This window comes from Desulfohalovibrio reitneri (genome assembly GCF_000711295.1).
Taxonomy (GTDB): domain Bacteria; phylum Desulfobacterota; class Desulfovibrionia; order Desulfovibrionales; family Desulfovibrionaceae; genus Desulfohalovibrio; species Desulfohalovibrio reitneri.
In genome coordinates this window covers 292,003-306,384 of the sequence record NZ_JOMJ01000003.1, presented here as the reverse complement: position 1 = coordinate 306,384, position 14,382 = coordinate 292,003, and the positions used below count along the sequence as shown (strand labels likewise).

15 protein-coding genes are annotated in these 14,382 nt (G+C 66.9%); 12 read left to right on the top strand and 3 right to left on the bottom strand.

The features are described 5' to 3' along the window. Window positions 1-49 precede the first annotated feature (49 nt). Window positions 50-712 (bottom strand): endonuclease III, encoded by a 663-nt coding sequence (gene nth, locus N911_RS0101755; protein WP_029893762.1) that lies wholly within the window; start codon window positions 710-712, stop codon window positions 50-52. A gap of 156 nt (window positions 713-868) precedes the next feature. Between nth and N911_RS0101750 the strand changes: the two genes are divergently transcribed. From N911_RS0101750 to N911_RS0101740, 3 genes are read left to right on the top strand one after another with little or no spacing between them, the layout of a single operon-like run. Beyond that, the gene (locus N911_RS0101750) at window positions 869-1,162 is read left to right on the top strand and encodes a c-type cytochrome (protein WP_029893760.1); all 294 of its coding nucleotides are present in this window, start codon (window positions 869-871) and stop codon (window positions 1,160-1,162) included. Window positions 1,163-1,180: 18 nt separating this feature from the next. Next, the gene (gene cutA, locus N911_RS0101745; RefSeq protein WP_029893758.1) at window positions 1,181-1,516 is read left to right on the top strand and encodes a divalent-cation tolerance protein CutA; all 336 of its coding nucleotides are present in this window, start codon (window positions 1,181-1,183) and stop codon (window positions 1,514-1,516) included. After that, window positions 1,517-2,440 carry a carbohydrate kinase family protein gene (locus N911_RS0101740; RefSeq protein ID WP_029893757.1) on the top strand — a complete coding sequence of 308 codons (924 nt, stop codon included), beginning with the start codon at window positions 1,517-1,519 and terminating at the stop codon, window positions 2,438-2,440. Between the two features lie 95 nt (window positions 2,441-2,535). Here the strand turns inward: N911_RS0101740 and N911_RS17295 are convergent, their stop codons facing one another. Then, window positions 2,536-3,312, bottom strand: a complete 777-nt coding sequence (locus tag N911_RS17295; RefSeq protein WP_051693823.1) for a PEGA domain-containing protein — start codon at window positions 3,310-3,312, stop codon at window positions 2,536-2,538. 287 nt (window positions 3,313-3,599) lie between these two features. Between N911_RS17295 and N911_RS0101730 the strand changes: the two genes are divergently transcribed. Together N911_RS0101730 and N911_RS0101725 are read left to right on the top strand one after the other, a co-directional pair. After that, window positions 3,600-5,342: a YeiH family protein gene (locus N911_RS0101730; RefSeq protein ID WP_029893753.1), complete on the top strand. Its 1,743-nt coding sequence runs from the start codon at window positions 3,600-3,602 to the stop codon at window positions 5,340-5,342. A 42-nt stretch (window positions 5,343-5,384) separates the two neighbouring features. Continuing rightward, window positions 5,385-5,681, top strand: coding sequence for a hypothetical protein (locus N911_RS0101725; RefSeq protein ID WP_237559868.1), 297 nt, complete (start codon window positions 5,385-5,387; stop codon window positions 5,679-5,681). Here the strand turns inward: N911_RS0101725 and N911_RS0101720 are convergent, their stop codons facing one another. Further along, window positions 5,682-6,032, bottom strand: a complete 351-nt coding sequence (locus N911_RS0101720; protein ID WP_029893750.1) for a hypothetical protein — start codon at window positions 6,030-6,032, stop codon at window positions 5,682-5,684. It lies immediately after the preceding gene. Between the two features lie 186 nt (window positions 6,033-6,218). Between N911_RS0101720 and N911_RS0101715 the strand changes: the two genes are divergently transcribed. The 7 genes from N911_RS0101715 (at window position 6,219) to N911_RS0101685 (ending at window position 14,379) form a co-directional block, all read left to right on the top strand. Further along, window positions 6,219-8,675, top strand: coding sequence for a c-type heme family protein (locus N911_RS0101715; protein ID WP_029893748.1), 2,457 nt, complete (start codon window positions 6,219-6,221; stop codon window positions 8,673-8,675). Continuing rightward, a complete protein-coding gene (locus N911_RS0101710) occupies window positions 8,672-10,063 on the top strand; it encodes a sigma-54-dependent transcriptional regulator (protein ID WP_029893746.1) in 1,392 nt (463 codons plus the stop codon). Before N911_RS0101715 ends, N911_RS0101710 begins: the two co-directional genes overlap by 4 nt. Before the next feature lie 66 nt (window positions 10,064-10,129). Next, window positions 10,130-11,212, top strand: coding sequence for a phosphotransferase family protein (locus N911_RS0101705; protein ID WP_029893743.1), 1,083 nt, complete (start codon window positions 10,130-10,132; stop codon window positions 11,210-11,212). After that, window positions 11,209-11,796: an adenylyl-sulfate kinase gene (locus tag N911_RS0101700; protein WP_029893741.1), complete on the top strand. Its 588-nt coding sequence runs from the start codon at window positions 11,209-11,211 to the stop codon at window positions 11,794-11,796. The genes N911_RS0101705 and N911_RS0101700 overlap by 4 nt, the downstream gene beginning before the upstream one ends. Window positions 11,797-11,866: 70 nt before the next feature. Beyond that, complete coding sequence (gene miaB, locus N911_RS0101695; RefSeq protein ID WP_029893739.1) at window positions 11,867-13,216, top strand: tRNA (N6-isopentenyl adenosine(37)-C2)-methylthiotransferase MiaB; 1,350 nt, start codon at window positions 11,867-11,869, stop codon at window positions 13,214-13,216. After that, window positions 13,210-13,701 (top strand): bifunctional nuclease family protein, encoded by a 492-nt coding sequence (locus N911_RS0101690; protein ID WP_029893738.1) that lies wholly within the window; start codon window positions 13,210-13,212, stop codon window positions 13,699-13,701. Before miaB ends, N911_RS0101690 begins: the two co-directional genes overlap by 7 nt. Then, a complete protein-coding gene (locus N911_RS0101685) occupies window positions 13,702-14,379 on the top strand; it encodes a histidinol phosphate phosphatase domain-containing protein (RefSeq protein WP_029893735.1) in 678 nt (225 codons plus the stop codon). It begins immediately after the preceding gene. Window positions 14,380-14,382: the final 3 nt, after the last annotated feature.

The following is a 14,382-nucleotide window of genomic DNA, read 5'->3' as shown; positions in this document are numbered from 1 at the left end:
GAAAAGCGTGGGGGGTTGGGGTTGATTCGGGCGGGCCAATCCTTGCCGCTCAGGCCGACTTTGTCACCCCTTTTTTGGGGCACAGGTCGTTCGCCTGACAGATCGAGCACTTAGGCGTCCGGGCCACGCACACGGCCCGGCCGTGGTGGATAAGAAGCTGGTTGATCTCGGCCCAGATGTCCCGCTCGAAGGCCTCGCAGAGATCTCGCTCGATCTTGTCCGGCTTGTCCGAGTCGGTGAGGTCCAGCCGGAAGGCCAGCCGCTTGACGTGGGTGTCCACGGCGATGCCCTCCACCACTCCCAGCGCCTGGGAGAGCACGATGTTGGCAGTCTTGCGGGCCACGCCGGGCAGGGCGACCATCTCCTCCATGGTAGGCGGCAGCCCGCCGCCGTGCTCCGCGACGATCTTTTCCGCGGCGGCCTGCAGGTTTTTGGCCTTCTGCCGATAGAACCCGGTGGAACGGATGACCGCCTCCACCTCCTCGCGGTCCGCCCCGGCCAGTTCCCCGGGTCCGGGCCAGCGGCGGAAGAGCTCCGGCGTGACCTGGTTGACCCGTTCGTCGGTGCACTGGGCGGCCAGCACCGTGGCCACCAGAAGCTGCCACGGCGTGCCGAAATCGAGGAAAGAGAGCGTCTTGGGATATTCAGGCCGCAGCCGCTTGTAAATGGACCGGGCACGCCCGGCCCGGTCGGAAGCAGTGGATGTGGACATATTCACCCGCTCGTGGATGGCTGTTGCATACTACGGAACCGTGGGGCCGCATTGTGCTGTGAACGATTGCGGAAGTACACCCGTTGCGCGCAGCGCCGCCATGGAGTACAAGAACTCGATTTCAATTGCACCCAACCCCCCTTGCGAGGCAAACGCATGTCGGTGCTGATGAAGGTACTGTGTCTACTGGCCTTCGTTCTGGTGTTCGCGGCCATGACCACCCATACGGGCAGGGCGTCGGACGACGGAGAACGAATCCTCAACAATGTCTGCAACCAATGCCATTCCCACGAGCGCGTCTGCCGCAACCTCGGACGCGACGAGGGATTCTGGGACGCCACCGTGAACCGCATGCGCGGCAATGGCGCCCCCCTGTCAGATGAAGATATCGAGACCATGGTGACGTTCCTTTCCGGCCTGGAAAAGAACGCCCCCGTAGTCTGCGAATAAGGCAACAAAGGAGCAGCCATGTCCCTGGCCGCCGTGTACGTGACCTTTCCAGACATGGACACCGCCCGCCGCGTTTCCCGCGAGCTGGTGGAAAAGAGCTACGTGGCCTGCGCCAACCTCTTCACCCAGGTGACGTCCATCTACGAGTGGGAAGGCAAGATCGAGGAGGACGCCGAAGTCATCCTCATCGGCAAGACCCGCATGCGCGACGTGCCCAAGGTCATCGCCGCGGTGACCGAACTGCACCCGGACGACGTGCCCTGCGTCACGGCCATGCCGGTGCTCAAGGCCAACCCGCCCTACGCCGAATGGGTGGAGGAAATCTGCGCCCGGTCCGACGAGGGAGAGGCCTAGGTGAACATCTTCGTCTCCGGCTCCCTGGCCCTGGACCGCATCATGACCTTTCCGGGGCGCTTTCAGGACCACATCCTCCCGGAAAAGCTGCACATCCTTAACATCTGCTTCCTGGTGGAGGGCCTGGAGGAGCGGTTCGGCGGTACGGCCGGGAACATCGCCTACAACCTTTCCCTTCTCGGCGAATCGCCCACCATCCTGGCCACGGCGGGCAAGGACTTCGACGACTACGCCAAGCGGCTGCGCGCACTCGGCCTGACCATGAAGGGCATCCGCCACGTGGCGGACTTCACGGCCTCGGCCTACATCACCACGGACCAGTCGGACAACCAGATCACCGGCTTCAACCCCGGAGCCATGAAGCGGCCCTCGGAGTTCGACTTCGACCGCGTCCCGCCGGGCGACGCCCTGGCCATCGTCTCGCCGGGCAACGTCACGGACATGGTGGAGTATCCCCGCAAGCTGCGGGAATTGAAAATCCCCTTCCTCTTCGACCCCGGCCAGCAGATCCCCGCCCTTTCCGGCGAACAGCTGGCCTCGGCCATCGAGGGCTCGGCCGCCCTGGTCTCCAACGACTACGAACTGGAAATGATCATGAAGGCCACCGGCCTGGGCGTGGACGGCCTGCTGGAGCTGACCTCGGCGGTTGTCACCACCCTGGGCGGCGAGGGCTGCGTGGTGCGCGAAAACGGCGGGGAGAAACGCGTTGGCGCGGCCAAGCCCGACCGCGTGGCCGACCCCACCGGCGCGGGCGACGCCTTCCGCGCGGGTTTGATCAAGGGGCTGGCCGAAGGGCGCGGCCTGCCCGACGCCTGCCGCCTGGGCGCGGCCTGCGCCTCCTTCTGCGTGGAGTTGCCCGGCACCCAGGAACACACCTTTTCCATGGAAGAGTTCCAGACCCGGCTGGACACGGTGCCCGCCTAGCAAACCTTGCGGCCGGAAATGCAAAAGCCCCGCACGGCTCGCCGTGCGGGGCTTTTGCGCGTTCATGTTCCGCGCCGTCCGGCGCGGTGCGGCCGTTATTCCGAGGAATCGGAATCCGAGTCGGATTCGGAGTCCGAGCCGGAGTCGCCTCCCGCGGCTTTCTCCAGCAGGTCCACGGCCTCCAGCCCGGCTTCCACCGGGTTGACGTGCACGCCCACGCTGGCGCTGGTGGAGGTCTTGGTTTCGCTGTAGGAGCCGTCGCCCTCGTGGTGCTTGGAGGTGTGGCTCTTCTTCCAGGTCTTGTCGCCGCCCACGGTGGGCCCGGCGGCGGCCGCCTCCTTGGCCACGTCCTTGAGGGTATCCTCGGGGTTGTCCTCGATTTCCTTGGTCATGGTGGCCGGCTCGGTGGTTTTCACGTTGTCCGCCTCGGCCACCTTCTTGGCGCCGGACGCCGCGCCGCCCACGGGCGTCATCTTCACCACCACGGAAGTGGGAGACAGGTCGTAGGCCATGCCGTTGCCTTCCTGATAGCCCGCGCTGAGCAGGGCGTTGGCCACCGCACCCTCGGGGTTGGCCCCGTTGGCGCTGGCCTGAAGGCCCTCGGCCGTGGCGTCGCGGGCCACGCCCGCGGTGTCGTAGACCTGCTTTATCCGCACGTCGGACTGCTCATAGCCGTCGTGCTTCAGGGTCAACACGTGCGCCTGGGTCCGGGTCAGGGTCACCTCGCACGGGGTCTGGCAGACCTCCTTGCCGTCGGCGAAGACCGTGGCCCCCGCGGGATTGCTACTCACCGGAATATTCTGCGTGGCCGGCCCGCACGCGCCCAGCCCCAACGCCAGCACGGCCAACAGAATAAGATTGCTCCACTTCATGGTACCACCCTCCAAACGATTGATTCTGGAAAGCCCCAAGTACACGGACTCGAATCTGGCCACAAGAAATATCATCGCCGGAGTCTGAAACTGCCAACCCCACTTGCCCAGTTGCCAATCCAGCTTTGCACACCCGCGAGCCGCTCAACAAGTATAAACAAATATTTCAGAATATTAACTCCTTGTCCAAACTGGCACGAGGCTTGCCTATGGGGTTTCCCGAATGGGAAACAGCGGGCGACCCCAGGCGGGCGCAGCCCGAAAATCACCAAGGAGGAATGTGGCTGATGTCTGAGGAAACCAAGAACGACGTTGTCGTTGACGAGGCGGGCAGCAAACTGTCCGACCTCTGGAAAAAGGAGGATTACTGGGCCATCTGGCTCGGTTTCTTCCTTCTCATCGTGGGCGGGTTCATCTACCTGAACATGCAACCCGCGGGCATGCAGGAGACCTTCGCCCAGGCAAACCAGGTCATGGAGCAAGAGGCCGAACGCGCCCCCTTCAAGACCGTGGCCTACTACGAGGCCACCCTGGAGAAGGAGAAGATCAAGGCCCGCAACTCGCCCATCGGCAAGTCCATCAAGTCCTTCCTGGGCAAGCCCAAGGGCTGGACCACCAACCCCCTCAACGCCTTCATCATGTCCGAGGCCCAGGCCGAGGCGCTGAACCAGAAGAACATGCCCAGGTTCGAAGCGGCCCAGCAGCGGGCCATGGAGGCCAGGCAGGCCGCCCTTGAAGCGCAACGGGCCGCTGCCGGTGCCAACTTCCAGGACCAGGCCCTCAACGAGCGGGCCCAGAACCAGATCGAGAGCTGGCTGCAGGCCAAGGCCGCCGTGTCCTCCGCCAAGAAGAAGGTCTCCCACTCGGCCTACAACCTCATCCCCACCCTGCTGGCGCTGATGGTGGTCATGGGCCTGTTCTTCGCCGTGGGCATCCGCTTCATGGGCAAGGACGCCAAGGGCTTCATCAAGGGCTTCGTCTTCGTCTTCGGCCTGGCAGTGGTGGCCTACCTGATGTCCTCACAGACCACCATGAAGCAGTACGGCATTGGCTACGCCGCCTGGGCCATCGCCATCGGCATGCTCATCTCCAACACCGTGGGCACCCCCAAGTGGGTCAAGCCCGCCCTGGAGGTGGAGTTCTTCATCAAGACCGGCCTGGTGCTCCTCGGCGCCGAGGTGCTCTTCAACAAGGTCATCGCCATCGGCGTGCCCGGCATCTTCGTGGCCTGGGTGGTCACCCCCATCGTGCTCATCTCCACCTTCATCTTCGGCCAGAAGGTCATCAAGCTGCCATCCAAGACCCTGAACATGGTCGTCTCGGCGGACATGAGCGTCTGCGGCACCTCGGCGGCCATCGCCACGGCCGCGGCCTGCCGCGCCAAGAAGGAGGAGCTGACCCTGGCCATCGGCCTCTCCCTGATCTTCACCTCTATCATGATGATCGTCATGCCCATGATCATCAAGGCCACGGGCATGCCCTACATCCTTGGCGGCGCCTGGATGGGCGGCACCATCGACGCCACCGGCGCGGTGGCGGCCGCGGGCGCGTTCCTGTCCGAGAAGGCCCTGTACGTGGCGGCCACCATCAAGATGATCCAGAACGTGCTCATCGGCGTGACCGCCTTCGGCGTGGCCATCTTCTGGTGCACCAAGGTGGAGTGCAAGGAAGGCCAGAAGGTCTCCTGGATGGAAATCTGGCACCGCTTCCCCAAGTTCGTGCTGGGCTTCCTCACCGCCTCCATCGTCTTCTCGCTGATCTACACCTCCCTGGGCACCGACGCGGGCTTCACCCTGGTCGACCAGGGCGTGCTGCGCGGCCTCACCCGCATCTGCAGGGGCTGGTTCTTCTGCCTGTCCTTCGCCGCCATCGGTCTGGCCACCAACTTCCGCGAGCTGAAGCACTACTTCAAGGGAGGCAAGCCCCTCATCCTGTACGCCACCGGGCAGTCCTTCAACCTGTGCTTCACGCTGCTCATGGCCTACATCATGTTCTACCTGGTCTTCCCGGACATCACCGCCAAGATCTAGGTACACACCCTCCCCACCACATACCCCTCGCGGGCGGACACTATGTCCGCCCGCGAGGGCGACTTCAACGAGGACGACATGGAAAACGCATCCCCGCTCAAACGCTGGCTCTCCTTCCTGCTGAGCCTGGCCGTGACCGCGGCCTTCATCTGGGGAATCTGCCCGGCGCTGCGCGAGGCGTCCGCACCCATCAAGCAAATGGCCGACTTCGTGGACGAAACCGGCATCGAGACCGGCGCCTTCTACTACACGGACGTGGAGATTGTGGGCCACGCCGACCTGGGCGCGCGTTCCACCATCGAATACCCCCCGCGCGGCCCGGCTCCAGTCAAGGAGTAGCTACTCCTCTGTGCGGAACAGGGCGTCGAGGTCGCTGGAGAAATTTTTGAAGAAAACGGCCATGCGGGCGACGCAGGCAAGCAGGTAGACCATCTGCTCGGCTGTGGACCCGCCGAGGCCGAACGAGTCCAGATACACCCTGAAGGAGGCCAGCAGGGCCAGCATGCAGAGCAGCGACAGCGCCAAGTGGCCGTGCAGCCGCATGAGCATCGCCCGGCGGCCGATCCACCCCTTGCGATTGAGGACCACGGCGGCCACCGCTCCCAGAAAACCCTTCCAGGCACGGGAGAAGAGGTCCACGGAGACAAGCCCCATGGCCGCGGCCAGAACGAGTTGCAGGGACATGGACATGGCGCCTCCCTTGCCGGGGTTGGCACGGCCCCGCCGCGCGGCGGATACTTTTTTTCCTCTACCCTCCCTGGTATCCCTCGGGCTATTCCCGGTCAAGCCGGGCCCTTGCCGGGGGGCTTGCTTTTTTCTCCGGGAGCGTTACCACTCCCCTTCCCGCGCATCCCGCGCCGCGCATCGGACGAGCCTATGAAACTGTTCCATCCATCCACCATCCAGTCCCGCTTCCTGGCAGCCATGGCCGTGGCCGCCCTGGTCATCGGGGGCCTCTTCGCGGCCGGATTCTACCTGCACATGCGCCAGATCCTGGAGCACGAGGTGCGCGACAAGGCGGAGATCGTCTTTCACCAGGTCGACGCCATCCAGCACTACGTGCGCTCCACCCTGCGCCCCACCATGTACCAGGAGATGCCGGAAAAGTTCGTCATCGAGGCCATGTCCTCCTCCTACGTCTCGCGCAAGGTCACGGCCCGCGCGGGCAAGGGCGGCGGGCCGCGCCTGTACCGCCGGGTGGCGGTGGACGCCCGCAACCCGGACTTCGAGGCCAACACGGTGGAGATGGATCTCATACGCCACTTCCGCGACAACCGGGAGCTGGAGCTCTGGCAGGGATACAAGAAAATCGACGGGGAGAAGCATTTCGTCATGGCCAGGCCGGTTCGCTTCAAGGAATCCTGCCTGCGCTGCCACGGCGACCCGGCCGACGCTCCGCCCGAATTGCTGGACAAGTACGGCGACCGGGGCTTCGGGCACGAACTGGGCGCGGTGGACGGCCTGGATTTCGTCGGCCTGCCCGTGTCCGCCTCGGTGAGCACCATCCGCTCCAAGGTCATGGCCTACCTGCTCATTTTCTGCCTCTCCGCCCTGCTCTTCCTGGCCGCTGTGCACCTGGTATTCAAGCGGGTTGTCTCGGACAACCTGCGCAGCCTGACCTCAATCTTCCGCCGCCACTTCACCGACGCCAAGGGCGAACGGCTGCTGCGCGACATCGAGAGCCGCGACGAGTTGAGCTCCATGGTGGAGGGCATGGAGATGCTGGGCGAGCACCTCTACGACACCCGCCGGCGCCTCAGCGAGTACGCCTCCAAGCTGGAGGTCATGGTGGACGACCGCACCCGCGAGCTGGCCCGCCAGTTCGAGGAGCGGCAGGCGGACGTGGAGCTGTTCGTGCGGCTGCTGGCCGGGCTCAACTCCTCCCAGACGCGGGGCGAGTTGTGGAAGCGCGCCCTGCCACGCATCGCCGAGCGGTTTGACCTGGCCCGGGCGGGCTACGTCTGCGGCTTCTCCCTTTCCTCCTTCCACGCCTGGCCGGACCCGGAGCGGCGGCCCGAATTGCCTGACAACTGGAAGGAACTGCTCACGGAGTCCAAGCCGCACATCGAAAAACACGCCGCCTTCATCCCGGTGGAGTCCGGCGAGGGCAGCCCCGAGGGGCTGCTCTGCCTGTGGACCAAACCGGATGGCTCCTTCACCGACGAGGACGCCGAAGTGCTGCGCGCCCTGGGGCGGCAGCTGGGCATCGCGGCCGAGAACCTGGGCTCCCTGGACAGCCTGCTGCGCCACACCGCCAACCTCCAGGCCATCTTCGAGGGCATCCGCGACCCCCTGCTGCTGCTGGATTCCTCCGGCCACGTGGTGGTGCGCAACCAGGCCGCCCGCGATCTGGCCCGCGAACTGGGCCTGGGCACTGCCGAGGAGCCGGGCGACGCCTCCCTGGTGCCCCACCTTTGCGCGGGCACGGACGAGGGAACGTGCGACATCCCCGCCCTGGCGCTGGAAGGTCGCTACCTGGCCCGCGAGGTCAATCTCGACTGCGGCCGCTCCTTCCTGCTGCGCTTCCACCCCGTGCCCGGCGGGCCGGAGTCCGGCGGACGGCTCATCGTCTCCGCCCGCGAGACCACGGCGGAGAAACGCATGCTCTCGCAGATCAACCGCTCGGAGAAGCTGGCCACGGTGGGCAAGCTGGCCGCCGGGCTGGCCCATGAGATCAACAATCCCCTCGGGGTCATCCTCTGCTACGCCGAGCTCATCAAACAGGGGACAGGGCAGGGAACGGAGCAGGACGCCGCCCGCGACGACGTGGAGGTAATCATCAAGCACACCCGCCAGGCCCAGCGGGTGCTGCGTGATCTGCTCAACTTCGCCCGGCCCAAGGTGGCCACGGACCAGGCCACGGACCTCCGCAAGGTGGTGGGCGAGGTGGCCCAGGTATTCTCCGTGCAGGCCGCCAAGAAGAGCGCCGAGCTCCGCCAGGAGTGTTCCGACGACTTGCCGCCCGTGGGCGTGGAGCCGCAGGTTGTGGAGCACATCGCGGCCAACCTCATCCTCAACGCCCTGGACGCGGCGCCGGACGAGGGCGGCGTGGTCCGCCTTCGGGCCGCCCTTGACGAGGAGGCGCGCGAGGTGGTGCTGGCTGTGGATGACAACGGCCCCGGGATACCGGAGGAGGACCTGGGCAACGTATTCGATCCCTTCTTCTCCACCAAGGAGGTCAACCAGGGCTCCGGCCTGGGCCTGACCGTGATCTACGCCTTCATGTCCGACCTGGGCGGCGGGGTGGAGGCCTCCCGCTCCGACCTGGGCGGGGCCAGAATCGAGCTGCGCTTCCCCCTGGACGAGGCGCGGCGGAAGGAGGGAGCGGCATGAGCGACCGCATCCTCATCGTTGACGATGAGCGTGACTTCGCCCGGGGGCTGGCACGGCTGGTCTCCTCGGAGTTTCCCGATGCCGAAACCGACGCGGTCTTCTCCGGGGAGGAGGCCCTGGCCGAACTGGGCCGGGGAGGCGTACGGGCCATGCTCACCGACCTGCGCATGCCGGCCATGAACGGCCTCAGCCTTCTCAAGCGCGCCCTGCGGGACCACCCCTCCCTGTCCGCGGTGGTGCTCACCGCCCACGGCACCATCGAGACCGCCGTGGAGGCGCTGAAGCTGGGGGCCACGGATTTTCTGACCAAGCCGGTGGAGCCGCAGCAGCTCTTCCGGGCGGTTCGGCTGGCCCTGGAGCGCTCCCGCCTCATGGCGGAGAACGAGCGGCTTCGCGGCCTGGTGGAGGGCACCGAGGGCAAGCTTCTGGGCGAAAGCCCGGCCATGGAGTCGCTGCGCTCGGCCATCGCGGCCGTGGCCCAGTCCGACTACACCGTGCTGGTGCAGGGCGAATCCGGCAGCGGCAAGGAGATGGCCGCGCGGCTGGTGCACGACTTAAGTCCCCGCGCGGAGAAGCCCTTCCGCTCGGTGAACTGCCCGGCCATTCCGGAACACTTGCAGGAGTCGGAGTTGTTCGGCCACGTGAAAGGGGCCTTCACCGGCGCGGACCGCGACCGGCGCGGCATGATCGCGGCCGCGGCCGGGGGCACCCTGCACCTGGACGAGATCGGCGACATCTCCCCCACCATGCAGACCAAGCTGCTGCGCTTTCTGGAGGAGCGGGAGGTGCGGCCGGTGGGCTCCTCCGAGACCATCCGGGTGGACACCCGCGTGGTGGCCTCCACAAACCAGGACCTGGCCGCCCTGGTGGCGGACCGCTCCTTCCGCGAGGACCTCTACTACCGCCTCAACGTGCTCACCCTGCGGGTGCCGCCCCTGCGCGAGCGCAAGGAGGACGTGCCCCTGCTGGCCGGAGCCTTCCTGAGCCGCGCCTGCCGGGAGTTGGGCTCCGGAGAGAAGGTGCTTTCGCCCGACGCGGTGGGCGAACTGAGCCGCCGCGACTGGCCCGGAAACGTGCGCGAGCTGCAGAACTTCATGCGGCGGCTGGCCGTATTCAGCCCCGGCGAGGAAGTGGACGTGACCGCCGTGCGCCTGGCGGACGGCGGTCACGCCCCCGGAGTCCCGGACGGCACCTCGGCCGCCCCCCTGCCCTTCAAGGACGCCAAGGCGCGGCTGGTGGATGAATTCACCCAAGGGTACATGCGCGAACTCATGGAGCGCACCAAGGGCAACGTCAGCCAGGCGGCCCGCGAGTCGGGGCTTTCCCGGGTCGCCCTGCAGAACACCCTGGCCCGCATCGGCCTCGATCCCGAGCGATTCCGGGGCTGACCTTTCGGCGCGCTTCACGGACGGCCTTCATTGGGCTATCCTGGGTCTAAACGGAGTTGAACGCCAATGATCGATCTCGGACCCGAGCGTTTGCAGGCCTTTGTCCAGAAGGCCTTCGGCCAGGGCGCCACACTGCTGGACTACGGCGACATCGGCTCCCTGGACAAACAGGGCATCAAGAAATTCGGCTACGGCAAGCCCGTGCGTTTCAAGCTGCGGCTGGCCGACGGCACGGAGCGGCAGGCCGTCCTGTCCGTGATGAAGGGGGACAAGTACGGCCACCAGCACATGTGGGACCGCGCCTCCATCCTGCTCTTCCAGTACGAGACCTCGGAGCGGCTGGACCGCCACGTGAAGCCCTTGAGCGTGGGATACGTGGACGGCCGCGGCGAGTTGCACCCCATGGAGCGGCCCAGTGAGTTCTTCCTGGTCACGGAAATGCTTCCGGGCCACGACTACTACCAGGAGCTGGCCCGCATCCGGCAGGGCGACTTCCGGTCCAAGGACCGCAAACGCGCCACGGAGTTCGCCCGCTGGCTGGCCGGCATCCACGCCAGGAAGAAGAACGACCCGCCCCTGTACCATCGCCGGGTGCGCGACCTGCTGGGCTCCAGCGAGTGCATCATGGGCATGGTGGACGAAGCCTACCCCCATCCCTACGCACCTTTCCCGGACGAGCGGTTCCGGAACCTGGAAAAGGCCCTCATCGACTGGCGCTGGTTCCTTCGTGACAAGTCCCACCGGCTGAGCCAGGTGCACGGCGACTTTCACCCCTGGAACGTGCTGGTGGAGGACCACGGGTTCCACGTGCTTGATCGGAGCCGGGGCGAATGGGGCGAACCAGCCGGGGATTTAGCCTCCATGGCCGTGAACTACCTGCTGCTGGCCCTGCTGGACAAGGGGCGCCTGGAAGGCCCCTTCGCCGATCTGTGGCACCGCTTCTTCGAGAGCTACCTGGCCGAGAGCGGAGACACCGAGGTGCTGTCCGTCATCGCCCCCTTCTTCGTCTTTCGCTGCCTGGTGGTGGCCTCGCCTGAATGGTACCCGGACCACCCCGAGGAGGTGCGGGCCGCCCTGCTGCACTTCATGGAGCGGGTGCTGGCCGCGGAACGCTTCGACTTCACAGACACAGGGAGATACCTCCCGTGAGCCGGGGCAGGGGCTGGGCCGCCTGGTTCACCGGGCTGCCCGGCTGCGGCAAGTCCAGCGCGGCCGGGGCCGTGGCTCAGGCGTTGCGCAAGCGCGGCATGGACGTGGCCTACCTGGCCATGGACGAAAAGCGGAAGCAGTACGTGCCCAACCCCAAATACACCGAAGAGGAGCGCGAGCGGGCCTACGCCATGTTCGTGGACGAGGCCGCCTTCCTGGTGCGCGGGGGCAAAGGGGTGGTCGTGGACGCCACCGCCCACCGCCGCGCCTGGCGAGACCGGGCCCGGCGGGTCATCCCCGTCTTCTGCGAGGTCCAACTGCGCTGCTCCCTGGAGACGGCCATGGAACGGGAGTCCGCCCGGCCCGAAGGCAAGGTCATGGCCGACCTCTACGCCAAGGCGCTGGAGCGCAAGCGCACCGGCCGCGAGGTGGAGGGCCTGGGCCCTGTGCCCGGCGTTGACGAGCCGTACGAGGAGAACCCGGACGCGGAGCTGGTCATCGACGCCGAGAACCAGGACCGGCGCGAGGTTCGCGCCCGCGCCCTGTCCTTCATCTCCCTGTGGCTTCTGGACGCCCTGTCCTGACTTGACCCCGCCGCCGGGCGCGGGCAGAGAAGCCCTTTACTTCCACCTTGCAGACCTTAGTTAGCCCACGATGCGATTCCACATCCACACGTTCGGCTGCCAGATGAACGCGGGCGACTCCCGCTGGCTTGCCCGCGCCCTGCGAGCCCGCGGCTGGGAGGAGGTCGAGTCCGACCAGGCCGCCGCGCACGTCATCAACACCTGTTCCGTGCGGGCCAAGCCCGAGGAAAAGGTGGCCAGCCTGGCAGGCCGCCTGGCACCGGTGGTGCGACGCAACGACCCCGAGCGCGGTTTCGTGGCCGTGGGCGGCTGCGTGGCCCAGCAAAAAGGGGCGTGGTTCCTGGAACGCTTTCCCCACGTACGGCTGGTTTTCGGAGCGGACGGCTTGGCTGGCGCGCCCGGCGCCATGCAGCGCGTGGCGGACGACCCCGCCGAGCGCTTGAGCCTGCTGGATTTCGCCGACGGCTTCCTCTCCCGCCCCGCCTACTGGGAGGGCGAACGGGTGCCGCCGCAGGCCTTCGTGACCATCATGCAGGGCTGCGACAACTACTGCGCCTACTGCATCGTGCCCTACGTGCGCGGGCGGCAGAAGTCCCGGCCCTCGGCCGAGATCCTGGCCGAGTGCCGTGAACTGGCCGCCAAGGGGGCGCGGGAGATCACCCTGCTGGGACAGAACGTCAACGCCTACGGCCTGGACCCCGAGGGCGACGGCACCGGCTTCGCCGGGTTGCTGCGGGCGGTGACGGCCATCCCGGGCGTCGACCGGCTGCGCTTCACCACCTCCCACCCCAAGGACCTCTCCGACGAGGTGGTGGCCGCCTTCGGCGAGCTGAACAACTTGGCCCCCAATCTGCACCTGCCCATGCAGGCCGGCTCGGACCGGGTGTTGCGCCGCATGGGCCGCCGCTACGACACGGCCCGCTATCTTTCCCTGGTGGAGGGGCTTCGGGCCGCCCGGCCTGACATCACCCTGTCCACCGACCTCATCGTGGGCTTCCCCGGCGAAACCGAGGAGGAGTTCCAGCAGACGCTGGACCTGGTGGCCCATGTGGGCTTCGAGTCCAGCTTCTCCTTCAAATACAACGACCGCCCCGGCGTGGCCGCCGAGCGCATGGAAGGCAAGGTCCCCGAGGAGATCAAGGCGGACCGGCTGGCCCGGCTGCAGGCCCTGCAGGACGAGCTGACCGAAGCCTCCTACGCCGCCCGCGTGGGCGCCGAGGCGGACGTGCTCTTCGAAGGGGCCAGCCGCAAGCCGGACCCGGATGGCGGGGTTTCCTGGATGGGCCGCGACCCATGGGGCCGGGTGGTGAACATGCCTTCCGAAAACGGGACCGATTTGACCGGCTCCATCGCCCGTGTCACTATAATCGAGGCAAAGAAACATTCCCTTTCCGCCAAGCCAGCGGGGTCGCCATGGTAGAGATGCACGTGTTCGGACTGGCCGTGGACGAAGATTCCCAAGTGCCTGTCCTCATCCTCAAGGATTCCGAGGAATCCCGGGTCCTGCCCATCTGGATAGGGGCCATGGAGGCCATGGCCATTTCCATGGCCCTCAACGACGTCTCCCTCCCCCGCCCCATGACCCATGACCTGCTGCTCAACTCCATCCGCGACCTGGGCGGCGAGGTCCGCGCCGTGGAGGTCGTCTCCCTGGTGGACGGCACCTACTACGCCGAGATCGAGGTGCTCCGGGGCGAGGACGTCATCCGCATCGACTCCCGCCCTTCGGACGCCGTGGCCCTGGCTCTGCGCTGCGAGGCCGCCATCCGCGTTGCCGAGGCCGTGCTGGAGGAGGCCGGGACCGACGACAAGGTGTCGGGCAAGCCGGTGCTGCGCGGGGACGACGCCCAACAGTGGAACGAATTGCTGGAGCAGTTCGACCCCGAAGACAAGTACAAGATGTAAATGATAGACTTGCACACCCACTCCACCTTCTCCGACGGCGCGCTCATCCCGGCGGAGCTGGCCCGCCGCGCCCGCGTGGCAGGCTACAAGGCCCTGGCCGTCACAGACCACGTGGACCTCTCCACCCTGGAGCACGTCATCTCGAACGTGCGCCGCCTGGCGGCCAACTATTCGGCCCACATGGACATCGACATCATCCCCGGGTGCGAGATCACCCACGTGCCGCCGCCCCTCATTCCCGAGACCATCCGCCTGGCCCGCGAGGCCGGGGCGGAGATCGTGGTGGTGCACGGCGAGACCGTGGTGGAGCCCGTGGCCCGGGGGACCAACCTGGCCGCCATCGAGGGCGGGGCGGACGTGCTGGCGCACCCCGGCCTGCTCACCCCGCAGGACGCGGCCCTGGCCGCCGAACGCGGCGTGCTGCTGGAGATCACCACCCGCAAGGGCCACAGCCTGACCAACGGCCGGGTGGCCGCCCTGGCGCGGGAGCACGGCGCGACCCTGGTCATCAACAACGACGCCCACGCCCCCGGCGACCTGATTGGTCCGGAGCTGCGCAAGGCGGTGGCCCTGGGCGCGGGTCTGAGCGACGAGGAGTACCTTCGCGCCGAGGCCAACTCCCGCGATTTCCTCTCCCGACTCAACGCCGCCGGCCGGGCGGCCGTCACCCTGGACTGACCC